At 62.9% G+C, this 22,748-nt stretch carries 26 protein-coding genes; 18 read left to right on the top strand and 8 right to left on the bottom strand.

Translation table 11 applies throughout. From position 1 onward, the window contains the following. Positions 1-107 precede the first annotated feature (107 nt). The 3 genes from ACLE20_RS07055 to ACLE20_RS07045 form a co-directional block, all read right to left on the bottom strand. Positions 108-1,025, bottom strand: a complete 918-nt coding sequence (locus ACLE20_RS07055) for a YsnF/AvaK domain-containing protein (RefSeq protein ID WP_410939571.1) — start codon at positions 1,023-1,025, stop codon at positions 108-110. A 30-nt stretch (positions 1,026-1,055) separates the two neighbouring features. After that, complete coding sequence (locus ACLE20_RS07050; protein WP_410939570.1) at positions 1,056-1,430, bottom strand: YsnF/AvaK domain-containing protein; 375 nt, start codon at positions 1,428-1,430, stop codon at positions 1,056-1,058. Between the two features lie 225 nt (positions 1,431-1,655). Continuing rightward, a complete protein-coding gene (locus ACLE20_RS07045; RefSeq protein ID WP_410939569.1) occupies positions 1,656-2,090 on the bottom strand; it encodes a ketopantoate reductase family protein in 435 nt (144 codons plus the stop codon). Between the two features lie 323 nt (positions 2,091-2,413). On the opposite strand from ACLE20_RS07045, the gene ACLE20_RS07040 reads away from it, so the two are divergent. Beyond that, positions 2,414-3,325 carry a hypothetical protein gene (locus ACLE20_RS07040; protein ID WP_410939568.1) on the top strand — a complete coding sequence of 304 codons (912 nt, stop codon included), beginning with the start codon at positions 2,414-2,416 and terminating at the stop codon, positions 3,323-3,325. Positions 3,326-3,588: 263 nt separating this feature from the next. On the opposite strand, the gene ACLE20_RS07035 is transcribed toward ACLE20_RS07040, so the two are convergent. Continuing rightward, the gene (locus ACLE20_RS07035; RefSeq protein WP_410939567.1) at positions 3,589-3,828 is read right to left on the bottom strand and encodes a DUF6894 family protein; all 240 of its coding nucleotides are present in this window, start codon (positions 3,826-3,828) and stop codon (positions 3,589-3,591) included. Positions 3,829-4,144: 316 nt separating this feature from the next. After that, a complete protein-coding gene (locus ACLE20_RS07030; protein WP_410939566.1) occupies positions 4,145-4,525 on the bottom strand; it encodes a response regulator in 381 nt (126 codons plus the stop codon). 508 nt (positions 4,526-5,033) lie between these two features. Here ACLE20_RS07030 and ACLE20_RS07025 point away from each other — a divergent pair. After that, positions 5,034-7,313 (top strand): MHYT domain-containing protein, encoded by a 2,280-nt coding sequence (locus ACLE20_RS07025; RefSeq protein WP_410939565.1) that lies wholly within the window; start codon positions 5,034-5,036, stop codon positions 7,311-7,313. Positions 7,314-7,482: 169 nt separating this feature from the next. Here ACLE20_RS07025 and ACLE20_RS07020 read toward each other — a convergent pair whose 3' ends face one another. Then, complete coding sequence (locus ACLE20_RS07020; protein ID WP_410939564.1) at positions 7,483-8,172, bottom strand: peroxiredoxin-like family protein; 690 nt, start codon at positions 8,170-8,172, stop codon at positions 7,483-7,485. Positions 8,173-8,508: 336 nt separating this feature from the next. Beyond that, complete coding sequence (locus tag ACLE20_RS07015; protein ID WP_410939563.1) at positions 8,509-9,477, bottom strand: ketopantoate reductase family protein; 969 nt, start codon at positions 9,475-9,477, stop codon at positions 8,509-8,511. 298 nt (positions 9,478-9,775) lie between these two features. Between ACLE20_RS07015 and ACLE20_RS07010 the strand changes: the two genes are divergently transcribed. The 16 genes from ACLE20_RS07010 (at position 9,776) to ACLE20_RS06935 (ending at position 22,520) form a co-directional block, all read left to right on the top strand. Then, positions 9,776-10,285 (top strand): hypothetical protein, encoded by a 510-nt coding sequence (locus ACLE20_RS07010; RefSeq protein WP_410939562.1) that lies wholly within the window; start codon positions 9,776-9,778, stop codon positions 10,283-10,285. Between the two features lie 15 nt (positions 10,286-10,300). Then, complete coding sequence (locus ACLE20_RS07005; protein ID WP_410939561.1) at positions 10,301-10,627, top strand: hypothetical protein; 327 nt, start codon at positions 10,301-10,303, stop codon at positions 10,625-10,627. Between the two features lie 269 nt (positions 10,628-10,896). Next, complete coding sequence (locus tag ACLE20_RS07000; protein WP_410939560.1) at positions 10,897-12,240, top strand: tyrosine-type recombinase/integrase; 1,344 nt, start codon at positions 10,897-10,899, stop codon at positions 12,238-12,240. Positions 12,241-12,445: 205 nt separating this feature from the next. Beyond that, the gene (locus ACLE20_RS06995; protein WP_410939559.1) at positions 12,446-13,141 is read left to right on the top strand and encodes a hypothetical protein; all 696 of its coding nucleotides are present in this window, start codon (positions 12,446-12,448) and stop codon (positions 13,139-13,141) included. Between the two features lie 180 nt (positions 13,142-13,321). After that, on the top strand, positions 13,322-13,540 hold the full coding sequence (locus ACLE20_RS06990) for a helix-turn-helix transcriptional regulator (RefSeq protein ID WP_410939558.1): 219 nt from the start codon (positions 13,322-13,324) through the stop codon (positions 13,538-13,540). Between the two features lie 11 nt (positions 13,541-13,551). Next, positions 13,552-13,752 carry a hypothetical protein gene (locus ACLE20_RS06985; RefSeq protein ID WP_410939557.1) on the top strand — a complete coding sequence of 67 codons (201 nt, stop codon included), beginning with the start codon at positions 13,552-13,554 and terminating at the stop codon, positions 13,750-13,752. After that, positions 13,749-14,018, top strand: coding sequence for a hypothetical protein (locus ACLE20_RS06980; protein ID WP_410939556.1), 270 nt, complete (start codon positions 13,749-13,751; stop codon positions 14,016-14,018). The genes ACLE20_RS06985 and ACLE20_RS06980 overlap by 4 nt, the downstream gene beginning before the upstream one ends. Continuing rightward, the gene (locus ACLE20_RS06975) at positions 14,008-15,477 is read left to right on the top strand and encodes a replicative DNA helicase (RefSeq protein WP_410939555.1); all 1,470 of its coding nucleotides are present in this window, start codon (positions 14,008-14,010) and stop codon (positions 15,475-15,477) included. The genes ACLE20_RS06980 and ACLE20_RS06975 overlap by 11 nt, the downstream gene beginning before the upstream one ends. Next, positions 15,477-16,382, top strand: coding sequence for a hypothetical protein (locus ACLE20_RS06970; RefSeq protein ID WP_410939554.1), 906 nt, complete (start codon positions 15,477-15,479; stop codon positions 16,380-16,382). Before ACLE20_RS06975 ends, ACLE20_RS06970 begins: the two co-directional genes overlap by 1 nt. Further along, complete coding sequence (locus tag ACLE20_RS06965; protein ID WP_410939553.1) at positions 16,379-16,570, top strand: hypothetical protein; 192 nt, start codon at positions 16,379-16,381, stop codon at positions 16,568-16,570. Before ACLE20_RS06970 ends, ACLE20_RS06965 begins: the two co-directional genes overlap by 4 nt. Next, entirely contained in the window at positions 16,567-17,535 is a 969-nt protein-coding gene (locus ACLE20_RS06960; protein WP_410939552.1) for a transposase, read from the top strand. The genes ACLE20_RS06965 and ACLE20_RS06960 overlap by 4 nt, the downstream gene beginning before the upstream one ends. Then, entirely contained in the window at positions 17,528-17,827 is a 300-nt protein-coding gene (locus ACLE20_RS06955) for a hypothetical protein (RefSeq protein WP_410939551.1), read from the top strand. The genes ACLE20_RS06960 and ACLE20_RS06955 overlap by 8 nt, the downstream gene beginning before the upstream one ends. A gap of 131 nt (positions 17,828-17,958) precedes the next feature. After that, positions 17,959-18,273, top strand: a complete 315-nt coding sequence (locus ACLE20_RS06950; protein WP_410939550.1) for a hypothetical protein — start codon at positions 17,959-17,961, stop codon at positions 18,271-18,273. Further along, positions 18,270-18,554, top strand: coding sequence for a hypothetical protein (locus ACLE20_RS06945; RefSeq protein WP_410939549.1), 285 nt, complete (start codon positions 18,270-18,272; stop codon positions 18,552-18,554). Before ACLE20_RS06950 ends, ACLE20_RS06945 begins: the two co-directional genes overlap by 4 nt. After that, complete coding sequence (locus ACLE20_RS06940; protein ID WP_410939548.1) at positions 18,554-20,749, top strand: phage tail tip lysozyme; 2,196 nt, start codon at positions 18,554-18,556, stop codon at positions 20,747-20,749. The genes ACLE20_RS06945 and ACLE20_RS06940 overlap by 1 nt, the downstream gene beginning before the upstream one ends. A gap of 1 nt (position 20,750) precedes the next feature. Beyond that, positions 20,751-22,520 carry a hypothetical protein gene (locus ACLE20_RS06935; protein ID WP_410939547.1) on the top strand — a complete coding sequence of 590 codons (1,770 nt, stop codon included), beginning with the start codon at positions 20,751-20,753 and terminating at the stop codon, positions 22,518-22,520. On the opposite strand, the gene ACLE20_RS06930 is transcribed toward ACLE20_RS06935, so the two are convergent. Beyond that, a complete protein-coding gene (locus ACLE20_RS06930) occupies positions 22,491-22,724 on the bottom strand; it encodes a hypothetical protein (RefSeq protein WP_410939546.1) in 234 nt (77 codons plus the stop codon). The genes ACLE20_RS06935 and ACLE20_RS06930 overlap by 30 nt on opposite strands. Positions 22,725-22,748 lie beyond the last annotated feature (24 nt).

Here is a 22,748-nt window from a genome sequence, read left to right as displayed (position 1 = left end):
ATGCGGGGATGCGAGAGCTAGGGACGGTGGCGCAACGCTGGATGAACCGGCGCTGCGCTACCAAAAGAGACGAGCGGAGTGAGCGTCGCCATCCCGCTCAGCGAAAGTCAGTCGCGGCGGAAGCCGGTCGTGCCCGAGTTGCGCAGACCGCTCTCGCGCTCGTCCTCGACCTCGACTTCGGTCTTGCGCACGCTGTCGGAAATGGTTTCCTGGCGCTGCTCGGCCGTCTTCTTCAGCGAGATCTCCTCGACCACGCGGGCATCCTTGGAGACGACTGCTTCCTCGCGATGCTCTTCGGCGGAGATGGTGCGATCGGTAAAGGCCGTATCCGCATCGCTCAGGGGACGATCGACGGCGCGGCGGCTGACCTCGACCCTTTCGTCACGCAGCGAGACGCTTTCGTTCACCGGCGTTTCCACGACATAGGAACGGACGCGGACGCGGCCGTTGTTCACATCGCGCTTGCCGATGCGCAGGTCTTCCTGCACGACTGGGATCACCTCCTCGCCATCCGCATCGAGATCGGTCGACGTCGCAGAGTCGCGCGTGCCTTCATAGCCGGACTGTCCGGCAGAGCCAGAGCGTCCTGCATACTCGGAATCGCCGGCGGCATAAGCGGCAGAGGAGCGCGACCAGCCTTCGCTTTCCCAAGAGCGAGCCCGCTCATCAATGTCGATGCTACCCTCGTCATCGAGAATATCGAGCGCGGTGTCGGAGAGGTTAGCCGGATAATCGGAGACGGTGACGAGGAAGCCACCGCGGCGAATACCCTCCGCATAGGCGGTGCGGTCGTCATCCGGCATGAAGAGATCGGCGAGGCTGGCCCAGAAGCCCTTCCCGTCATCATGCATGGTCGATGTGCGATGGGTGTCGCTGCCGGTATCGGCGATGAGCCGCACCGACTCGCGGGAAATACCGGCGGAGACAAGGCGCTCGATGGCGCGTGTGGCTTCCGCCTGGCTGTCGAAGAAGGCGGTGATCGTGTTCGATCCGTAGGATGACGTCGTCTGGTCGGTATAAGACATGGCTGTTTCCTTCCGTTTGTGCGGTTCTCACTACTCTTCGATACGCTCGACCGTGACGCTCTGTTTGCGCAGCGTCACCGGTACCTCGACGTCCTCAGTGGTCTCGACCCTGCGGACAAAAATCTCCTCGACGAGAACCAGCCGCTTTTCCACGACCAGGATCTCTTCGACGACGGGAATGATGGTGGTGTCCCCTTCGATGCGAACCTCCGGCACGGTTTCGATCGGCCGGTCCAGTCGCTTGCGCGTGACCTCGACGCGGACGCCCGACAAGGTCGCGGCGGCGATGTCCTCGACGAGGTGGCTGGATGTCGACACGCGGACATGCCCGGTCGTCACCACTTTCTTTCCGACGGTGACGCGCTCCTCGACACGCTCGATTGTCTCATCACTGTCGGCGGTCATGTATCATCACCCGGTTTCCGGAATGGGTAATCATGCCGGAGTCCGAATGTTCCTCTCGACAGCTTCAAACGAGACTGTTGTGGTCATGCGCCGCCGTCCGAGACGGTCGGACAGCGGTTTCGCGGGCCGAAGACCGTGCGTCTTTGAGTGCAGGATTACCTTCTGGAGTGTTTTCAGCCGAAGCGAGATCGCTTCGGCGTCGGATTATGCAGTAAAGATAAGAACCTAGAGCCTTTCCGGTGAACGGGAGTTCACCGGAAAGGCCCGAGAATGCTCATCCCCGGCAATGCCGGGCTCGCGCTTCATCGGCAAAGCCCAGCCATTCTGTAATAAGACGATCGCACGGGGCCGACGTCCTTCTTCGGTTGGTGAAATCAGATCTTTCAGGACGCTGACCACCTGATAGGCCTTGCTAACGAGGAAGAGGAGATTGCAGGCGAGATCGAGCGGGCTGGGCGATTGGCTATCCATGAGCTGAAGCGCGTCCGGCGTCATCACCACGCTTGATCCGTCGGGCTTCTCAACCCGGAGGCCGTCGCTGCGCAAGGTAGGACCACCGCCGCCGCGGAGCAGCAGGACGACCCGATGATCGAGATTTCCTGCCAGGCTGGCCGCAAGCGTCGGGCCCACAGCTCCACCGCCGAAGATCGCAACCATCATGACAAGGTCAGGCCCCGTTCTTGGAACATGAACTGATCCAACGGCACTCCCCCTCGACCGGGAGCGAAGAATTAACTTACGGTAGAAGCTCCGTTCTCGATCCCCAATGTTCGCGGCTGATTTCGAAAAACCGGCCGCGCATCTGGCAGGTTCTCGCACTCCCGAAACAAGTAGAAGATCAATGTGTGGGCATGTTAAAATGGCAGACATGAATGTCCACGCAGAAAATAGCGTGTAATACTTGGCCGTGATACCAGAAGTGCCGTAAATACATGCCGTCACGCGTTGAACCGGTCGTTTCACGGAATCCAAGGGTTGATCTGATGGAGGTTGCCTACCTTGCACCGGACCGCATCCTCGCTCATCCGAAGTTCGGCCACTGCCGCAACCTCTATATTAGCGATCTTTTGGCGCTCTATGAATTCCGCCCGGATCGGGTCGAGCTGCTGCTCGATGCCGGCCGGATCATGGTCTATGCCGCGATCATGGCCCTCTGGGGAGGCTATCGAGATAACGACCGTTCCTCGCTGCCGACGGTCGGCCGGCTGAAGCGAACGGTCGATCTGTTCCAGATCGCCAGCCCGCGCCAGATCGATCGCATCCTCTCGCGCTTTGCCCAGGTGGGACATATCGAGACCGCCCCTGTCGCCGATGATCTGCGGATGCGGATCGTGCTGCCGACGGCGGCCCTCATCGCGCATGACCGAGCCTTCATTCGCGTCCATTATGCGGCGCTCGGCGAACTGGTTGCATGTGACGCCTATGCGCGACCCCTGGCCGGAGATCTCGTCTTCCTCAAGGCCATACGCAGTGCTTGGATTGCCGCCCTCGAGCCAATGGCCAAGGACATCTTACCCGCCGATCCGCAGCTCTACCGCTTCTACGCAGCCTCGGCAGGCATGATGATCCTGTTCAAGCTTGTAGACATGCAAGCCCTTCATCCTGGCCGCTTCTTCGCTGTAGATCACAGCGAACTGGCACGGCGCTTCGGCGTGTCGCGCACGCATGTCGGCAAGCTGTTGAAGACGGCTGCCGCCGATGGCGGCCTGGAACGCGAGGCGGACGGTCGCCTGCGCCTCGACCCCAGCCTGCTTCGGGCTCTCGATCGGAATATTGCCGGGCGCTTATCACTGCTCGATCGCGCGCATGCGGTTGCGGTGGCGGAGCTTGATGCGGCCGGCACCAACGGCCTGTCCACAGACAGCGCGATCGCTCAGGCGACGCTCATGCCTTGAGACCAGACGCCTGGAGCATGACACCCACCGAAGGTGAACGGGAGCGAGAATGCGTGTTCAGCCGCGAGGCCAGTTCGTTCGCTGCGAATTATCGTCCTCGACCAAGAGAACGGATGTCTCGATGACCGACTCCACAGCGTGCATCATATCCGTTCTCCTCGAAACGCCCGAGCTGCGTCGCAACCGAGCTCGGCGTTCTGTGGGTGCCACCGATCCCGCGACGACGAGCCATTCCATCCGCCATCAGAGCGGGACGTCGGCACTCACGTCTCCTTCGTCAGGGCAGAGGCGAAGGGGACGACGACGACGATCTCGCCGGTCTCGATTTCGATCTCGATGTGCCGTTCCGAAATATCGAGCCCGCCGCGCACAGCATCGCTCATCATCTCGCGTGCGTCCTCAAGAGCCTCGGCACGCGCCGCCTCTAGGTCGGGAAGCTCAACGCCTTCGCGGTCGCAAACCCGAATGTCCCCTTTGCAGATATGAAAGTAGAAGAGGGGCATTGAGAAAGAGCGTCTCCGTCGGCAGCAGGGATGTACGCAAACGTACGAAGATGAATGATGCAGGCCTTATCGACCGACAGATCGTAGAGGGCCTGCCGCGTGAGCATAGGATAGAAGGATAGCTAGCCGATTTAAGGAACTGATACCATCCCGACGGATAAGGACGGCCAAGCAGTCCGGCAGGGACGCAGTGATGGATGGCGCTGGACGAATGTCCGTGCCGCGCCGATGCTGGATGCCAACGGCCGGATCGAGAAATGGGCGGGGATGAACATCGACATCGATGCCTGCAAGCGCGCGAAAGAGGGCTCCCCGGCTAGGTCAGCGGCGGGACGTTCAGGAGCTGTGCGACGGCCGTGACCAGTTGCGCTTCGGCGAAGGGCTTGGTGAGAACGAGGCTGCCGGGCACTCCTTCGGCACTCCATTCATGCGCGCTGTCGCCGGTGATATAGACGACGGGAAGGGCCGGTTGGAGCTTGCGGGCATAGCGAGCAACATCCCAGCCACTCAGAATACTGCCCAATCTGATATCCGTCACGAGACCTGCAAAGCGAGCGACGTCCTGATCGAGTTCGGCCACCGCCGTCTTGGCGTCGGCAGAAAATACGGCGGCGAACCCGGCCCCATCGAGCGCGTCTTCAATGAAGAGATGCAGCAACCTTTCGTCTTCAACGATTAACAGAAGAGGACGATCCATCGCCAAGTCCTTCACATATGTCGGCGCTCGGGAGCGGGCAGCCAACGGTATGTCTATCACAGTTTTATTGTTCGTTTTCGTACAAACGTCGTTTCGTGCAATGACAGATGCAGTACAGGAGCGTAAGGGATAACGCACATACTCTGGACTGTACTATTTATCAGACCACAACCCCAAGATAAGCTACGGCAGGCGGCAGCGAGCTTGAGGGGGATGTTTTTTCTCCACACATCTTTCACCGGATGCCGTATAGCCATCGGACGACACGAATCTGACCGGATTGCGCACGGCAACGGCATGGGAAAGGTGCCCAACCGGCGGACGCTTTTCGGTTTTTCAACTTGAAACTCTGTCCAGCGAGCGCGAATGATGCGACCGTGATTCCCGGCAGAGCACGGGAAGGCTTCGGAGATTGGTCGGATCTTCTGAGGTTTAAGAATGAAAAATCTTGATGAGCCCCGAAATGTTGCGGCGGGAGGCGACGGAACGGGGTGGGGAAGCAGGCGGCATGGTAGGAACTCACGACAGCGTCCTGGTGGTGCTGGCGGTACTGATCGCGATTGCTGCTTCTTATACGGCGCTGGATATCGCCGCACGCATCAGAGTCGCCACGACCAGAGTTGGAGCCGCCGCCTGGCTTGCAACCGCCGCCGTCTGCATGGGGGGTGGCATCTGGTCGATGCATTTCGTGGCCATGCTCGCCTACTCCATTCCGGACATGGCCGTTGCCTATGATCCCTTCCTGACGCTCCTCTCCCTGATCATTGCCATCGTCGTCACCGGCGGTGGCTTCGCGATCGTCGCGCGCGCCGAAGCAGGGTCACTCTCCCTCATGCTCGCTGGGCTCTTCATGGGCGGCGGGGTGCTGGCGATGCATTATGTCGGCATGGCGGCCATGCGCATGCATGCCACCCTCTCCTATGAAGCGACCTGGGTCGCCGTTTCCGTCTTCATCGCCATTGGGGCGGCGGTCGCAGCGCTCTGGCTCGCCTTTCGCAGCGGCGGCTTTCTGCAGAAGGGGTTGTCGGCGCTGGCCATGGGTCTCGCGATCTCGGGCATGCATTTCGCCGGCATGCGGGCTGCCTCGTTCGGGATGCATGATGGAATGACAGGCAGCGACGCGATGGCGAGCGTCGAGCAGGGGACGCTGGCCCTGGCGGTCTCCTCCATCACCTTCCTGATCCTGCTCGCCGCCATCGTGGCAGCCATGTTCGACCGCCGCTTCGCCGCTCTCGCCTCGAAGGAGGCCTTGGCGCTGCGGCGGAGCGAGGAGCAGTTTCGCTTGCTCTATCGCCGCACGCCGCTGCCTCTTCATTCCCTCGACGCAGACGGCCGGATCGAGGATGTCAGCGATGCCTGGCTGGCCATGATGCGCTGCGAGCGGGACGCCGTCATCGGCCGGCCGCTGATCACCTTCATGACCGAAGACTCCGCCCGGCAGAGGCTGAGCGACTGGAAGCGGCTTCTCGAGATCGGGGAGCTGCTGGAGCGGGAGTACAGGCTCGTGACCCGGGAGGGCGAGTTCATCGACGTCCTGTCCACCTCGCGGGTCGAGCGGGACGAGGAGGGACAATTCATCCGTGCCGTGGGCGGCCTTGTCGATGTGACCTCCCGACGCAAGGCAGAGGCGGCCTTGCGTCAGGCGCAGAAGATGGAGGCCATCGGTCAATTGACCGGGGGGATCGCCCATGACTTCAACAATATCCTCGCCGTCGTTCTCGGCAGCCTGGAAATCGCGCGCAAGCGGGTTTCGGCCGATGAGCGCACCGTGCGCATGATCGACAACGCCATCGAAGGCGCCCGCCGCGGCGCGGCGCTGACGCAGCGCATGCTCTCCTTTGCCCGACGCCAAAGCCTGAACCCGCAGGCCATCGATCTCAGCGCCCTCGTCGCAGGCATGCACGACATGCTGGCGCGCTCGCTCGGGCCGCGCGTGACGCTCCGGGCCGATGTTGCGACGGGACTCCCGCAGGTGCACGCCGACCCCCACCAGCTCGAGATGGCGCTGCTTAACCTCGCGGTCAACGCACGCGATGCCATGGAAGAAGGGGTGATCTCGATCGTGGTCGAGACCGGCAAGATGCCCCCCGAGAGCCTCGGCGAGGGGCGCTTCGCCTGCTTGAGCGTCATCGACACGGGGAGCGGCATGGACGAGGCGACGCTGGCCCGGGCGCAGGAGCCCTTCTTCACCACCAAGGGCGTTGGCCGGGGGACCGGCCTCGGGCTGGCCATGGTCAGCGGCTTCGCCGAACAATCCGGCGGGACGCTGATCATCACAAGCCAGCTTAACAAGGGAACGCGGGTCGACCTGTGGCTCCCGATCGCCGAAACGGCCGTGACGGCGGCCGACCCGGCGCCGGAGACGCCGCGCATCTCCACCCGTCTCCTGCAGGACAAGGTGGTACTCGTCGTCGATGACGAGCCGCTGATCCTGATGAGCACGGAAGAGATTCTGCGCGAAGCCGGTGCCGTGGTGCATGCGGCCGCAAATGCCAGAGATGCGCTCGACATCGTCCGCCGCCACGACGACCTCGCCTGCGTCGTGACCGACTATGCCATGCCCGGCATGACCGGCGCGCAGCTCGCAGCCGCCATCCTGGTCGAACATCCGGACCTGCCGATCGTCCTGACGTCAGGCTATGCGGAGGTGCCCGACGAGATCGCGCCCTACCCCATCCTCCAGAAGCCCTTCTCGGCCGAGCTGCTGATCGATGCGGTCACCAACGCCGTTTCGGGCTTACCTGCCGATGCGGCCCAGCCAGGAGCGGCGCGAGCTACGCCGGACTGACGAACATCAAGAAGAGCTTGCCGGCTTGAGATGAGGAGACTGAAGCTCTTCTTCTTTGCGTCGATGATCCCCGCGATGGGAACGACGGTTGCGCATTCCCTCTCTCATCCATGACCCTTGCGGTGCCGAGACCTGAGCATAGCCGGCGGTTCGATGACGACCGGGACCATCAGGCTCCGAGTGGTGCCAAGCCGTCCGCGGCTCCTGCCCTCTCCTTCAGCGCCCGCAGCGCCGCGACGACATCGCGAGGGTCGGCGCGCTGCGTGAAGTCGGCTTCCACGAAAGCCCAGCGTACGGTCCGGGTCTCGTCCAGCACATAGAGGGCCGGGATCGGCAATTCATGGCTCTGATCTCCGTTCTGGGAGGCCAGATCAATGCCGATCTCGCGGTAGAGCGGGCGCAAATCTTCCGGGAGAGTGAAGACGAGGCCGAGCGTCCGGGCGAAAGCGTTGCCCTTGTCGATCGCGATCGGGAAGCCCACCCCTGCCGCTTCCGCGGTGCGAAGCGCATGGTCGGGCAGTTCGGGCGTGATGGCGACAAGACCGGCACCCAAGGCTTCGATCTCGGGCAGGGCGGCGGCATAGGCCCGAAGCGGGACGTTGCAATAGGGGCACCAGCCGCCGCGATAGAAGAGGAGCACCGCCGGCCTTTTGCCGATCGTGTCCTCGAGCGACAAGGGCGACCCGTCGAGCGCCTCGAAGTTCGAGAGCTCGATGCGATCCCCCACCTTGGCCGCCCTCCCGGAAATTCCGCTCGCCTGGAGGTCGCCGATCGACCGCGCGATCGCCTCGAAGATGGGGGCAGGAAGCGCAGACCTCACGACGTCAACGGTCTTCGTAAGCTCTTCGGCAAGGACCATGCGGCAACTCCATTCTGGACTGCGGAGACAGCCTCATCCTTGCTCGAACTCTCGGTTTGCAGGAGGCAGTTTCTTCCAAGCTTACCGATCCACGGGACATGCTTTGCTCCCATTGGTTTAAAAAGAGGGTGCGTATTCGGTGAGTCGAAGACTGCAAAGTGAGCCCCACAAGGTTGATGCTTCGAGTCGATGAGTCCGAAGCGATGTCGATCTCGAACCTGACCGAGGCGCCGGGCATCGCCGCCGGATCAAGAACGCTTCGCACATTCGACATAGCAGGGGGGAACTTCGGCGCGCGAAAAACGCGCAGGGCGCTGAGGATCGGGACTAGCCTCTCTAGCCTGCGCGTCGCGATCGGGCCTTGATCATCGCCGTCAGGCTCTCATTGACGGGCGCCGAGAGCCCGTGCTCGACCGCCAGTCGCACGATCGCTCCGTTGAGATAGTCGATCTCCGTCTCTCGCCTCTCCCGGATATCCTGCGCCATCGACGGACGGTGCGTTGCCGTTCTCGGCACGATGAGAGGAAGCAAATGGTCATCCAGGAATGACGTGGCCGAAGCGAAGGCATTGAACCGGAAGACGTGAGCAAGCACATCGAGCGCCTCGCGCGCGACGGAAAGGGCAAGGGGCCGGACGACCTCAAGGGTCAACAGTTCGCCATAGGTCAAGTCCGTCAGCGAGCAGGTTGCGTTCAGCGTCGTGTTGAGAAGTAATTTCTGCAGCACGTTGGAGCGGATATCGTCGGCCACGGCGAGCGGGAGCAAACCACTGGAGCTCTTCTCCGCCAGAGCGGTAAGCGGATCCTTGTCTTCTGCGAACAGGGATCCCATCGCCAGCGGCGCCGAGACGCCGTTGACCTTCACATGATTGACATCACGGCGCGTCAGGCCTGCCAGAACAACGCCGTTGAAAACGGGAATGCGCGGCGGGACGATCCGCCGGGCTTCGTCGGCAAAGCCCCATCCATTCTGCAGCAGGACGATCGCACCTGGCCGGCGCCCGTCGTCGGTCCGCCACATCAAATCCTCCAAGACGTCGGCGACCTGATAGGCCTTGGTTGCCAGAAACAGGACGTCGCACGCAAGATCGAGTGGGCCGGGCGCGTGATTGTCGATAACCTCCAGCGCCTCAGGCGCGATCACGAGGACCGATCCGTCTGGCTTCTCGACGCGCAGACCCTCGCTGCGCAAGGCCGCGGCACCGCCGCCGCGAAGCAGCAGGGAAACCCTGAAATCCTTAATTGTCGCCAGGCTCGCCGCAAGCGCGAGCCCCACAGCTCCGCCGCCAAGGATCGCAACCTTCATGACGGGGATAGACCTCGTTTTCGGTACAGGAATTGAACGGAACGGTGCTCGGCATCACGAAAAGTTGGGATCAACACGAAGGACAACCTTCCCCGCGATCATGAATTCGGAAGTTCGTATCGGCTTTCCAAATCGAAATGCTTTAACGGCAAGCGCGCGCGAAGAACTTGTTCGAGCAGTGGCTGACCGATCGACAGGATAATTGTGAAGACCGTGATGTCCACGCAGAAGATTGCGTGCACTATCCGATCGCGACAGCAGCAACGCCATGGAGCACAGCAACTGGAGGATTGGCAGGATGGAGGTTGTTCACCTTGGACCGGACCACATCCTTGCTCATCCGAAATTCGACCATTGCCGCGACGCCTACATCGACGATCTCTTGGCGCTCTACGAGTTCTGCCCGCAGCGCGTCGAGCTCATGCTCGATGCCGGCCGCATCATCGTCTATGCCGCGCTCATGGCTTCATGGGGAGGCTATCGCGACGAGGACCCGACAACTCTGCCGACGATTGGCCGGCTGAAGAGGATGGTCGATCTCTTCCAGATCGCCAGCCCGCGCCAGATCGATCGCATCCTCTCGCGCTTCGCGCAGATGGGACATGTCGAGATCGCGCCGGTGGCCGATGATCTGCGGATGCGGGTCGTCTTGCCGACGGCAAGTCTGATCGCGCATGACTGCGACTTCATCCGCGTCCATTATCGGGCGCTCGAGACTGCGAGGCCTATGCGCGGCGCCTGGATCGCCGCGCTCGAGCCGCTGGCGAAGGACATCATTCCTGCTGAGCCACTGCTCCTGCGCTTCTAAGCGGCATCGGCAGGAATGCTGCTTCTCTTGAAGCTCGCCCAGATGCAGGCCCAGGCTCCGGGCCGCCCCTTCGCTGTCGACCAGACCGAGCTTGGTCAACGTTTCGGTGTCTCCCGCACGCATGTCGGCCGGCTTCTCAAGACGGCCTCCGCCGACGGCGGTCTTTCCTGCCACGCAGGCGGCCTCCTGCACATCCATCCGAACCTGCTGGCTGCGCTCGACCAAAACATCGCCCACCGCCTGTCGCTGCTCGACCGAGCCCATGCCCTTGCGGTGGCTCATCTAACCATACGGGACGGTCAAAGCAGCGCGCTTGTCAGCGCCGACCGCCTCTGTGGCTGAGAGAGAGATCACCACCGGCCGACAAGGGCGAAAAAAGATCGGGCCTTGGTCGAGGCTGCCGGTCATGCTTCTTGATTTGGAAGATTTGGTGGAGCTAAGCGGGATCGAACCGCTGACCTCTTGCATGCCATGCAACGGGCCGCAATTTCGTTCTGTTTCCGTTCATTGCTGCCAGTTTCCGCAAGCCTTTCTTTCTCACCACTTTTCCCATATTCTGTTTCCACTGGTATCCGCCAGTTTCATTTTCCGTGATGCCCCGGTGATGCCCCGTGCCAAAATCAGAGCAACAACCCGTCAAGCTGACGAAGCGCGCAGTCGACGCGATCAAGCCGAACGGAACCGACTTCTACGTCTTCGACAGTGAGCTTCGCGGCTTTGGCGTGCGCGTCCGCAAGGGCGGCGGCATGAGCTACATCGTTCAGTATCGAACGGGGGCCGGGCGCGCCGGCAGCGTCAAGCGTGTGACCATCGCTCAGCTGGGGAAGGTGACGCCCGAGCAAGCGCGCGAGGAGGGTAAGCGGATCCTCGCATCTGTGGTGAAGGGCGAGGACCCGGCGCAGGAGAAGGCGGCAGCCAGGACTGCGATGACGTTCGGCGCCCTCGCCTCCGCCTACCTTGACAATGTCGCGGCAAAGAAGAAACCGACCACCCATGACCTCTACCGCCATCTTCTGAAGACCTATGCCCTCGACACGCTTTCGAAGCGCCCCGCGGCCAGCATCACCTCACTCGATATCGCGCCGATTCATCTGAAGCTGAAAGCAAAGGCCACGACCGGCAATCGCCTGCTCGCGGTGATCGGCGCCATGTTCTCTTGGGCCATGGATGCGAAGCTGCTCCCGAAGATGGAAAACCCGGCTTCTGGCATCGAGAAGTTCAAGGAAGCCAAGCGCGAGCGCTTCCTGACCTCGGCTGAGCTCCAGCGTCTCGGCGAGGCCATCACCGAAGCCGAGACGGCCGGCATTCCTTGGGAGCCCGACCCGGAGAAGAACACCAAGCATGCGCCCAAAGCGGAAAACCGCCGGGTGAAGATCGACGCAACGGTCGCCGCCGCCCTCCGCCTCTATGTGCTGACCGGCGCAAGGCGCAATGAGATTCTTGGCCTGACCTGGGATATGGTCGACCTTGAACGCGGGCTGCTCTTCCTTCCCGACAGTAAAACCGGTCAGAAAACCATCATCCTGAACGGGCCGGCGCAGCTCATTCTCTCCGAGCTGCCGCGGGTCGATCGGTATGTGGTGCCTGGCCGGCCGCGGAAGCGCGCAGACGGCACCTGGGAGAGTCGGCCGCGCGCCGATCTCAAGCGGCCATGGGCGGCGGTCAGGAGGCACGCCGGCTTGATGGCGGACGCGGACAATCCACGCTTCCGCGTCCGGCTCCACGATCTGCGTCACACGTTCGCCAGCGTCGGCGCCGGTTCGAACATGGGTCTGCCGATCGTCGGCAAGCTTCTCGGGCACAAGCAATCACGCACCACTGAGCGCTATGCGCACCTCGAAGCCGATCCCGTTCGGAAGGCTTCAGAGGCGATCGGCGCACGCATCATGGATGCGATGGGAGGCAACGGTTCGTCCCGCGACAATGTGGTGCCTCTGGAGAAATCGCGAAAGTAAATCAGCTCTGCAGGGATAGGACGGCCATCCGACAAGCCGGCGCGCACCACCGGCTTCCCTGCGGCCTTCAGGTGCCTCTCGGTGCGGGATAGCAATGGCAGGCAGATCAGGCTCAAGGCTCACGGAAGCCGGGGAGTTTTGGAACAGGCCATCCAAGTGGCCAAGAGACTCGTTTGAGGACGATTTCATTTTCCTAGCGAGGGCAGTGGATCTCGTCGGTCCTTTTCTCTTTCCGGATGACTGGAAGCCCGAAGATACTGTCGATCTTCGCTACATCCGACCAGAGGAGGAGGAGCAGCTGATAGCCAGTCGCAAACGCTTCAAGGAGGTTCAAGAATTTATCGGAACAGCAATCGGCCGCTCGGGTCTGCGGTACGGTCTGCGGCCATTGGAAGGCGGACGGGTTATCCCAGCGAGAGAATTCAGCGGAGCGCAATCGCCTTATGCTGGCGAGCCCTACGCGCTTTTCGGGCCCGAACTCTGGATGCTAGATGATTATTCCAGCGCGTTTCAGAAGTGCATGATGGAGGCAACGTTCGTTCTCAACGGCACGCACCGCGAGGACATGCTGATTTACGTCGAGAAGGCGGGACTATCTCAGTTAATCGCCAAGCAGGACGACATCAGCCAGCCTCCGCCGCCAGCACATGCTACGGTCGCCGCTGAGGTTTACCTGTCACCCTTCCTCAAGTTCATGCTCGACTTCGTGGCGTCACAGGGGAACGATGCTGGCGAACAGTCTCGACGGGTCAATTCCGAAAACAAGGCGGCACTGGAACTTGTGCTCGTCTCCGAATGGGAAAAGCGATTCCCGGAGCTTCCTAAGCTTGGGAAAACGAAGTCCGAGTACATGGCAACTTTCCTCAGAGAGGTTGAATCGCAGCTCGGAAGAAACCGATAGTCTGCAAATGGGTCGGACCCTAAATTTCTATTCAGAACAATAATGTAGCTATGGGTCGGGCCCATTTCTAGTTCATCATTACGGGGATGGGTCCGACCCTTTAGCCCATCGCGATAATCCGAAATTGGTTTCAGCTTCCTCTCACCGGACGCGGTGTCCGCTGCAAGGAAAGGAAGCCACATGACCGATGCCATCGACGGCATCTCGAAGCGCCCCAAGCTTCGCACCGAGCAGGCCGGCAAATATACCGGATTTGCCTCATCCACCCTCGAGAAACTTCGCCTGACGGGCGGTGGCCCAGCCTACATCAAAATCGGCAAGGTCGTCGTCTACGATCCAGACGACTTGGATCGCTGGCTCGCTTCTCACCGCCGCCTCTCGACTTCGGTTGCGGCATAAGGGGCGCGGTGATGAAAACGAAAAACCCCGTCGCGGGAAGCGACAGGGTTCCTCTGAACATCAAAGCTGTTGGCACGGCGCTTGATACCCAGGAACCTAAGTCCTCCTCCTCCGAAAGTCCAGCAGTCCGTCACGTCGCCAGGCGCTTCAACCTGTCAGTTTATCACGCCCGCACCGTCTGCGAGCTTGCAGGCATTGGCGGTGCTGTATGACCAACGCGCCGAAGAGGTCCCGGAAGGTCACCTCGCAGAGCCGGTGGAACGATAGCCACCCTAAAGAACTCTGGGCGCATCAGGCTCTCCGGAGCGCGCTGAAGAAGGGCCTCCTCATTCGCGGCAACTGCGAAGTCTGCGGCGCGCCGAACGCCGATGGCCACCATCACGACTACGACCGGCCGCTCGATGTGAAATGGCTCTGCCGCCTCCATCATCGCCAGATCCACCAACAAATGAAAAAGGAGGGTAATCATGCCCTCTGAAGCGCATCAGCATCAATCGATCAGACAAAGCGCGGCGATGCACCATAGCGCCGGCTTCATCCCAGAGCTCGAGCATGAGGTGCTGGGTGCCCTGCTCGTGAGCAAAAGCGTCAAGCTCGAGGCCGCCGCATTGCGGCCAGAGCACTTCATCGAGCCCCTGCACCGCCTCATCTTCGAGAACATCTCGACCGCAGCAGCGCAGTACGGCAGCGCGTCGGCCGGCGTCGTGCTCCGCATGTTCACGGAACAGCAGAAGCAGGCAGCAGAATCCGCCCTCGGCTTTCCGCTGGCTGATTATTTGGCGCGCCTGACGGTCAACTGCGTGCGTGGCCCCGCTGGGCTTAAGACGTCGATCTCGGCCGTCATGCAGCAGTGGGGACGGCTGGCCCTGGGCGAAGAAGCCGCGGCCATTTCTGAAGCTTCGCAGGACCCGGGCGCCGACCCTCTGGAAATGGCGCGGCACCTCAGCCGAGCCATTGACGACATTGCCTCACCGTTGGGCAGCGGTCGGCAGATCAAGACGCGGCACACCTTCGCCGAGGCGTCCGCCGCAGCGCTTCAGGCGGTGCAAGACGCGATCGACCGAGGCCACGGGCTCACTGGCACAACGTGGGGCCTGGCTGACGTGAACCACGCCACAGGCGGCATTCAGCGGGGCGAGATGACCGTCATCGGCGCTCGTCCCTCAATGGGCAAGACGGCGGTCGCGCTCTCGATCGCCCTGAAGGCCGCGCGATCGAATGTCGGCGTCGGTTTTGTCTCGCTGGAGATGGGAGCGAAGACATTGGCCATGCGCGCCCTGACTGATCTTGCCTATGACCGCCTCGGCCGAGTCCACTATGCCGACCTCATCGCCGGCAGAGTGTCGCCGGATCAGTTCGCCGTCATCGAGGCTGCAAGCGACGAGTTCGGCCGCCTGCCACTGCTGATCGAGGATGCACCGAACCAGTCGGTGACTCAGGTCCGCGCCAAGCTCGATCGCATGTGTGAGGATCTGGAGAAGCGCGGCGCGTCGATGGCCGTGCTCGTCGTCGATTATCTCCAGCTCGTCGCGGCATCCTCAAGGTACCAAGGCAACCGCGTCCACGAAATCACCGAGATATCGGCGGGCCTACGCAACATGGCGCGCGAATACGATATCGCGGTGCTGGCGCTCTCGCAGCTCAGCCGCGGCGTCGAAACGCGCGAAGACAAGCGGCCGATGATGTCGGACCTCCGCGATTCCGGGTCGATCGAGCAGGACGCCGATACAATCGTCTTCCTGTACCGAGAAGCCTACTATTTGGCCAAGGAGCGGGGGAAGGACCCCGACGCGGAAGCCGATCGCCTCGACCGCCTGGAGCAGGTGGAAAATAAGCTCGAATTCATCATCGCCAAGCAGCGGAACGGCCCGGTGAAATCCATCGACCTGTTCATCGATATCGCATGCTCGGCTGTGCGCAACGCAGTGAGGGTGTGATGGCTCGCATCAGGACGATCAAACCAGACTTCTTCAAGCACGAAGGCCTCTTCGACGCCGAGCATGAAACTGGCCTGCCTCTCCGGTTAGCATTTGCCGGACTCTGGACGCAGTGCGACCGCGAGGGCCGGTTCGCTTGGCGCCCGCGGCAGCTGAAGGTCGACATCCTTCCCTACGACGAGGTCGACTTTTCACGCGTGCTCGACGCGTTGGCGACGCGTGGTTTCGTTCGGAAATACGCGTGCGACGGGCGTGAATTCGGGGTGATCCCGAGCTGGCACCGACACCAAGTCATAAACAACCGGGAACGACCAAGCGAAATTCCTGAACCCACTGAAAATGCTTTGGTAACTGACGCGTGCTCAACGCGTGAGGCACGCGTGAGACACGCCGGGAAAGCGGAAAGGAAAGGAAGGGAAGGGGAAAGGAAAGAAGAACCTATTGGTTCTTTGTCCGGGCCCAACCCGGACGGCAAGGCGAAAGCAAGAAAGGTGAATTCCTATCCAGAGGCTTTCGAAGCTTTCTGGATCGCCTACCCCAGAAGCCCGAACATGTCGAAGCGGGAAGCCTATGAAGCCTGGCAAAAGCTCGACGAGGCCGAGCGGGCTGCGTGTGTCGCGGCTGTCCCCCCGTACATCGCCTTCCTCAAGAGCAAGCCTGAGCACGAAACCATCCATGCCTGCCGGTTCATCTCGAAGCGCCGGTTCGAAGGGTTCCACTCGGCAGCTGCGACCGTGGTCACCGACGAGACGTGGGAGAAGCGTCTGCGTGCTGGGCGCACACAAGCGATGTGGGCAACCGCACAGTGGGGGCCCATGCCTGGGCACGCAGGATCGCAGGTCCCGGCCAAGCTGCTCCAAGCAGGCGACGGCGAAGGCTGGAAGGAATGGGAGCAGGCAGCATGACGAACGCGCCCCTCCCCGCCCAGGCGGCCGCTGAGTGGCTGGCCGCACTGGCGAGCCCACCCCATCCCCTCATCCCGGAGCTGAAGGCCCGCTTCGGGCTGACCGCGAAGCAAGCCTGCGAAGCAATCGCACAGGCGCGCCAGACGCCGCCGACCGGCACCGAGGAAAATGGAGGCTCGCGCTCATGACCGCCACCGCGTCCAAATTGGACACCGAGAAATTCCGCAAGGTTCACGCCCTGATGAAGGAGGGCGCAACCGAGGGCGAGCGCGCAGCGGCTCGGTCACGCGCCGAGGCTATAGCGAAAGGCGCCGGCCTGACACTCGCTCAGGCAGTGTCCAAATTGAGCGGCCAGCCAGAACCCAAGAAGGCTGGCTTCTTCGATGGCTTCGACGATTGGATGGAAGAGAGGGAGCCTGGCTATAAGGCCAAGCAGGCCCGCGAGCGCTCCGAGAGGGAGATGAAGCGGCAAGCTCGATGCCGAGAGCTGCTGGCGGAGTACGGAAGCGAAGACGCAGTTTTTGCCGACACGAAGCAGGAAGAGCTCCTGCGCGCGGCTTTGCATCCCCTCGCCGATCGTAGCCGCTTCAGCAACAGCCACGAGACCTACGTCTCCGGCTATGCTGGCTGGCAAAGTGGCAATCCGCCGCCTGTGGTCTGGGGCGCCTTGCAACGGGCATATCCTCTACCGACTGAAGTGACGGCGGTCTGGGCGGAGTATTTAGCATGGGAGAAGCTGAGGGATGACCGCAGCGCCTTCGAGCCTCACTACGACGCCCCAATTTGGATTTACGCGCGGCAGGCAGCACTCGAACATCTGCTCGATACCATGCCAGCTCTCGATTTTCAGGGGTATGCGGCGCGGCTGGAGTGGATGAGCCACCTCAATTATTACGGACGTTCCCGAGGGGATGAGAAAGACGCCATCCTCATCGCGGTTCTGCGCTCTGACCTGTCCCGCCTGTCGGGGTCCGTCCAAGCTCGATGTGCGCAATCTGAGCACCGCACCACTGCCGACAAAGCCGCTGCCATACGATCGATGCTCAGGGCAGATCCTAACCTGTCGAATCGTGAGGTCGCCCGTCGCCTGGGCGTGAGTCCGCAGACGGTCGGGACGTGGCGGAAGAAGATGCGAGGTGCCGCGCATGGCTGAGAGCATCCTTCCGGTTCTGGTCGCTCCTGCTGATCGCATCGGCATGAAGGAGGCGCGCCACATCGCGGGGCTTGATCCCCGCACGCTCATGAAGCTCTTTCGAGAGCATGGCATCGGGCACCAGGCGCGCGCCAACGCGCCATGGGTGATAAGCGGACCGGCGCTTGTCCTCGCCCTGCACGGCGACATGGACGGCCTGGAAGCACTGCGCGCTGGCGACAGGGATCATCCGCGGGTGCGGCGGGCGATAGATCATCTGCACCATGTGTTGCTGAAGTCGTCCGCTACGTGATGCGGAAGCCGCCCGGCCTATAGAGCTGCGTTGCTGTTACAGCAATGCGGGTGACCGCAGGCGCTCAGGGGCACGTCCGAGCTCCACGATCCGGCAAAAAACCTCGGAGTTATGTAGACGGATGCGAACGGATGCAGAACGTTGTCTCTATCAGGTTAGTCGCGTCTGTGGGATTCTTCGATACCGATAATCGAGGATCGATCATGAGCGACACGATGGAGAAGAAGGCCCGCGAACTGCGCGTCCCTGTCCTGCTGCGCGGGGCCGAGGTGATGGAGAGTTTCCGCGAAAACTTGCTCGACGCCGCCAACCGCGCTGGCGTCAGTCCCAACGAGTTCGTTTTCGTGGCGACCGCCGAAAAGCTCATGCGCTCCGGCCGGCACTTCTCGGGCGTTTTCCGCAAGGGCGACCTCTCGGACCTCAATGACGGGATGGGAGCTGCATGATGCCCGGCTATCTCATCCCACCCGGCGCGTCCGGTCAGCCGCAGCAACAATTGTCAATGCGCGACAAGCTGATGCAGCAGATCATGGGTCAGCAGCCGCAGAACGTCGGCGAAGGCGCGGCGCAGCTCCTCGTCGGGCTCTCGCAAATGCGTGACGCTCGTTTCCCGCAGGCCCCCGGCGGGGCGCGCCCGGACTTCCGGACGCGCATCGGCAATCTGTTCGGGCAGGGCATGTTCAATCGTGACGGCAGCTTCCGCGGCCAGGGTGGGGGGATTCTTTGATGGGCTACCTGTTTGGCGGAAGCACTGGCCTCTCCTATGACGAGCTGCAGCGTCGGCGCGAGGCCTCCGATCTCCTCAAGAAGCAGATCATGGGTTTGAAGCCCAAAACCGCGATGGAGGGCGCCGGCGCAGTCCTTGCGGCTTTGGGTGGTCGCTTCAGAGCGGCCGGCGTCGACAAGGAGATCAAGGCGAACACAGATGCGGCCGACGCTGGGTTCGGCCAGTATCTAGGCACCCTTGGCGGCAGCCCCAGCGCCGATGTAGCGCGCTCGATCTTGACTGGGCAGCTCTATAGCCGGTCTTCGACAGCCGGCCAGGTCGCCGCCACGTCCCCAGGCGGGGCCGCCCCGGCGCCGAACATGTCTGGCAACGAAGTGTACTCGGCCTTCGTCAACGGCGTGAAAAGCGGTGGCGTCGAGAACCCCTATGCACTGGCGGCCGTGGCCGCCACCGGGAAGGCCGAGAGCGGCTATTCGCCTGGAAACGTGAACCGGACCTGGGCCGATCCGAGCCAGAGCGGCCAGGCGGGCACGGCCGGCGGCGTCATGTCCTGGCGTGCTGAGCGCCTCGCCAATCTGCAACGCTTCGCCGCGGCGCGCGGGGAGAAGGGCAACGGCTCGCCGGAAACGCAGGCCGCCTTCTTCGTGCAGGAGGATCCGAGCCTTATCCAGCGCCTCAACCAAGCGAAGAGCACTGAAGAGGCGCAGACGTTGATGAACAACGCCTGGAAGTTCGCAGGCTACGACCGCCCAGGCGGCGAGGCTGCGCGCCGTCAGCAGCTGGCAAGCTCTTTCCTCCCGACCTTCCAGGGCGCGAGCGCGCCTCGCGAGGTCGCGAGCCTCGACCCATCCATCGGCATGCCGGACGCAGCCGCCGCGATCGAGCGCACAGCCCCAGGCTCGGGCTATGTCGACCCCTACGTCTCCGCGCCGAACGGCACGCCGCCACGCGCTATGCCCGTTCCGCAGCCGCGGCCGGATCAGCAGATTGCCCAGGTGGCGCAGCCCGCCGCGCAAGCAGCACCGCAGACCATCATGGGGCTCACGCCCGAGCTTCTGCAGCAGTTGAGCAATCCGTGGCTCTCGAACGAGAAAAAAGCGGTTCTCCAGCTGATCGCGAAGCAGCAAATGGAGCAGGCGACGCAGGCGTATGAGCGGCAGCAGAAACAGAATGACCCTTCGACGCAGCTCGACATGGATTATCGCCGTGCGCAGATCGACGCCCTCCGCGCAAAGCCTGAAAAGTCGTGGCAGCGCCTGGACGATGACACGCTGTTCAACCCCGAGACCGGCGAGACAAAATCCGCCGGCGGTTCGGCGGCTTCTGGTCAGCCCTTCCGCTTCTCGGGCAACTCCGTCGAGGCGCAGGCGCTCAATGGCCTGATCGAAAGCGGACAGCTCACGCCCGGCCAGGCGCAGCAGCTCGGCGCCGGCAAGACCGTGACCGCGCCGGATGGCTCGATCATGTTCATGACGCCTCAAGGCGTGTTCAGCCAGCCGGGCGGCGAGCAGATGCCGAGCTTAGCAGGGACTGTCCCCTCGCAAGGCGGCAATGTGCTGACGCGGGAGGCAATGCCTCAGCCCATGATGCCGGGCGCGCCGGGAGCGTCGCCGGCCCCGATCAGCCCTGTCCCGCAAGCAGGCGGTCGCCCCGCTTCTCCTGCGGCAAACGGCATGATCCGCCTGACGGAGCCGAAGAACACCAATGCGCAGATCCCGGCCGAGATGGGGGCGCGGATCGGAATGGGCGATGCCTTCCTCGAGGAACTGCCGGCTATCCGCGAGAAGGTTGCGCGAGGCGATGCATCCGGCCTGATCGATGGAGCGAAGCTGGCAATCGGTGTCGGGGCGCCCATGGACATATGGCGCGACATCGAGACCGGTCGCGATGCGCTGGTGCGCAACCTGACCGGCGCCGGCATGTCGGCATCCGAAGCCAACAATCAGGCGGCACGGTACCAGATCAGCCCGACCGACACGTCGGAAACGATGCTGTCCAAATTGGACAATCTGGAGCGCGATCTGCGTGCCACGCGTGCCGGCGCCATCGGAGCGCGTACGAACGGCCTCGGCCCGGCCCCAACCGGCGCTGACGATCCGCTCGCCGCAGCGCGCGCAGCCATCGCCAAGGGCGCGCCGCGCGAGGCGGTCATTCAGCGGCTCCGTCAGAGCGGCATCAATCCAGAGGGCCTGTGATATGGCCGATATTTCGTTCGACGACCTAATCCCCCGCAACGGCGGTCAGCCTTCGGGCGCGGCCGGGATCAGCTTTGACGACCTGATCCCGCAGCAGCCGCAGCGCGCCGGCCGCCATCTGTCATTCGAGGAGGGACAAGCCCTGTTCGATGCCGAAAACGCACGCAGTGGGGCCGCTGGAGCCGTCGACGCCTTTGGGCGCGGCGCTGCCAACATGGCGAGCCTCAGCTTCGCGGACGAACTCGGCGCGGCCGCGCGCTGGGCCGGTGGCAAGGTTCTGCCCTGGCAGCCCGAGCTGACCTATGACCAGGCCCTTCAGGAGGTTCGCGGTAGCGACAAGGCGCTTGCTGCGGCTCACCCCTATGCCGATGCGGCCGGCCAGGTAACCGGCGCAGTCGGGCAGGCTTCAGCGCTCGGCAAGGCGGGCCTCTCCATGGCCGGCCGAGCCATCACGCGCGGCGGCGGATTTGGTTCGGTCGTGCGCGGATCGGCGGTGGACGGCCTACTTCTCGGAGGCGCCAGCGGTGCGGGGCAAGCAGAAGGCGATGCGCTCAACCGTGCCGAAGAGGCTGGCTATGGAGCCCTGGGTGGGTTCGTCATCGGTGGCGCACTGCCTCTGGCGACCTCGGCCGCCGGTCGAACCGCGAAAGGCCTTATCTCCCCGTTCTTGACGAATGCCGAACGAAACCAGGCAGCAAAGGCACTGGCGCGAGAGGGCGTCCAGCTGTCCGCAGGGCAGCGGACCGGCAACAATGCCGTGCGCTATGCTGAGAGCGAGCTCGGCGGCCAGCGCGCGGCAGATCTGATGGAGCGGCAAGGAGAGCAGTTCACGGCCGCGGCACTTCGCCGTGCGGGCATTGATGCGAAACGCGCCTCGCCTGAGACGATCGACGACGCTTTTCGCCAGATCGGCGGGCGCTTCGACGATCTCGCCTCGCGCAATCAGATTCTGCCCGACGCACAGCTCGCGCAGGATCTCGGCGGCGTCTGGCGCGAATATGCCTCGCTCGTTCCCGAAAGCCAGCGCGCGCCGGTCGTGATGGAGATGATAGACGATGTGGGCCGGCGGCTCGGTCAGGGGCCGCTTGAGGGCGAAGCCTATCAGGCGGCGCGCTCTCGTCTTGACCGGATGGCCCGCAGCAGCGCGAAGGATCCGCAGCTCCAGCAGGCGCTTTATGGCCTGCGCACCTCGCTTGACGACGCGATGGAGCGGAGCATGGCCAGCGCGAACCCTGGCGATGTGGGCGCATGGCGGGAGGTCCGCGGCAATTATCGCAATTTGCTTACCCTCGAACGAGCAGCAACGGGCGCGGGCGAGAACGCCGCACAGGGCCTCATCTCGCCCCAAGCGCTTCGTCAGGCGACCGTGACCACCCAAGGGCGCCGGAACTATGCGCGAGGCTCTGGCGACTTCGCAGAGCTTGCCCGCGCCGGTGCGGCGACAATGCAGCCGATGCCGAACAGCGGCACCGCGGGCCGGATCAACGCGCAGCAGCTTGGAGCTGGCCTCGCAGGCATGTTCGGCGGTGGCGCGGGCTATGCCTCCGGCGGCGATCCTGCGAGCATGGCAGCCGGCGCGGCTGCTGGCTTCATGGCGCCACGCATCGCCGGCCGAATGCTGATGTCCAAGCCGGCCCAGGCATACCTTGGCAATCAGGCGGCTCGCGGAATGGAGATGTCCCCAACTGCGCGCAGGTTCTTCAACCTGATCCTGAACATCGAGGGATCGCAGGAGGCGCCGTCAGTCGGTCGAGCGCTTATCCCGCGATGAGAAAGGCAGCCGGTTGCCGCTGATGTCGATCGCCCAGACGGCGAACATCATGCCGGTACCGAACCCAATGGCGATCGAAACCCAGTTCGGGATCTGAAAGTAGAAGAACCAGATCCACAGGAGCCCGACGAGCAGCCAGAAGCCCAACCAGGGCCAAGGGCCTTCGGGCCGGCGCCCTTGAGGATCATGATCAATAGTCGGCATGGTTCGGCCTTGGCAGGAGAGGAA

The organism is Rhizobium sp. YIM 134829 (genome assembly GCF_046546455.1).
Note: the sequence above shows the minus strand (reverse complement) of the source record. Positions and strands in the feature narration are given on the sequence as shown.

Coding starts and splice junctions, on each gene's coding strand:
- ACLE20_RS07055 (WP_410939571.1), bottom strand. CDS start 1,025: ATGTCTTATACCGACCAGACGACGTCATCCTACGGATCGAACACGATC.
- ACLE20_RS07050 (WP_410939570.1), bottom strand. CDS start 1,430: ATGACCGCCGACAGTGATGAGACAATCGAGCGTGTCGAGGAGCGCGTC.
- ACLE20_RS07045 (WP_410939569.1), bottom strand. CDS start 2,090: ATGATGGTTGCGATCTTCGGCGGTGGAGCTGTGGGCCCGACGCTTGCG.
- ACLE20_RS07040 (WP_410939568.1), top strand. CDS start 2,414: ATGGAGGTTGCCTACCTTGCACCGGACCGCATCCTCGCTCATCCGAAG.
- ACLE20_RS07035 (WP_410939567.1), bottom strand. CDS start 3,828: ATGCCCCTCTTCTACTTTCATATCTGCAAAGGGGACATTCGGGTTTGC.
- ACLE20_RS07030 (WP_410939566.1), bottom strand. CDS start 4,525: ATGGATCGTCCTCTTCTGTTAATCGTTGAAGACGAAAGGTTGCTGCAT.
- ACLE20_RS07025 (WP_410939565.1), top strand. CDS start 5,034: ATGGTAGGAACTCACGACAGCGTCCTGGTGGTGCTGGCGGTACTGATC.
- ACLE20_RS07020 (WP_410939564.1), bottom strand. CDS start 8,172: ATGGTCCTTGCCGAAGAGCTTACGAAGACCGTTGACGTCGTGAGGTCT.
- ACLE20_RS07015 (WP_410939563.1), bottom strand. CDS start 9,477: ATGAAGGTTGCGATCCTTGGCGGCGGAGCTGTGGGGCTCGCGCTTGCG.
- ACLE20_RS07010 (WP_410939562.1), top strand. CDS start 9,776: ATGGAGGTTGTTCACCTTGGACCGGACCACATCCTTGCTCATCCGAAA.
- ACLE20_RS07005 (WP_410939561.1), top strand. CDS start 10,301: ATGCTGCTTCTCTTGAAGCTCGCCCAGATGCAGGCCCAGGCTCCGGGC.
- ACLE20_RS06990 (WP_410939558.1), top strand. CDS start 13,322: ATGACCGATGCCATCGACGGCATCTCGAAGCGCCCCAAGCTTCGCACC.
- ACLE20_RS06985 (WP_410939557.1), top strand. CDS start 13,552: ATGAAAACGAAAAACCCCGTCGCGGGAAGCGACAGGGTTCCTCTGAAC.
- ACLE20_RS06980 (WP_410939556.1), top strand. CDS start 13,749: ATGACCAACGCGCCGAAGAGGTCCCGGAAGGTCACCTCGCAGAGCCGG.
- ACLE20_RS06975 (WP_410939555.1), top strand. CDS start 14,008: ATGCCCTCTGAAGCGCATCAGCATCAATCGATCAGACAAAGCGCGGCG.
- ACLE20_RS06970 (WP_410939554.1), top strand. CDS start 15,477: ATGGCTCGCATCAGGACGATCAAACCAGACTTCTTCAAGCACGAAGGC.
- ACLE20_RS06965 (WP_410939553.1), top strand. CDS start 16,379: ATGACGAACGCGCCCCTCCCCGCCCAGGCGGCCGCTGAGTGGCTGGCC.
- ACLE20_RS06960 (WP_410939552.1), top strand. CDS start 16,567: ATGACCGCCACCGCGTCCAAATTGGACACCGAGAAATTCCGCAAGGTT.
- ACLE20_RS06955 (WP_410939551.1), top strand. CDS start 17,528: ATGGCTGAGAGCATCCTTCCGGTTCTGGTCGCTCCTGCTGATCGCATC.
- ACLE20_RS06950 (WP_410939550.1), top strand. CDS start 17,959: ATGCAGAACGTTGTCTCTATCAGGTTAGTCGCGTCTGTGGGATTCTTC.
- ACLE20_RS06945 (WP_410939549.1), top strand. CDS start 18,270: ATGATGCCCGGCTATCTCATCCCACCCGGCGCGTCCGGTCAGCCGCAG.
- ACLE20_RS06940 (WP_410939548.1), top strand. CDS start 18,554: ATGGGCTACCTGTTTGGCGGAAGCACTGGCCTCTCCTATGACGAGCTG.
- ACLE20_RS06935 (WP_410939547.1), top strand. CDS start 20,751: ATGGCCGATATTTCGTTCGACGACCTAATCCCCCGCAACGGCGGTCAG.
- ACLE20_RS06930 (WP_410939546.1), bottom strand. CDS start 22,724: ATGCCGACTATTGATCATGATCCTCAAGGGCGCCGGCCCGAAGGCCCT.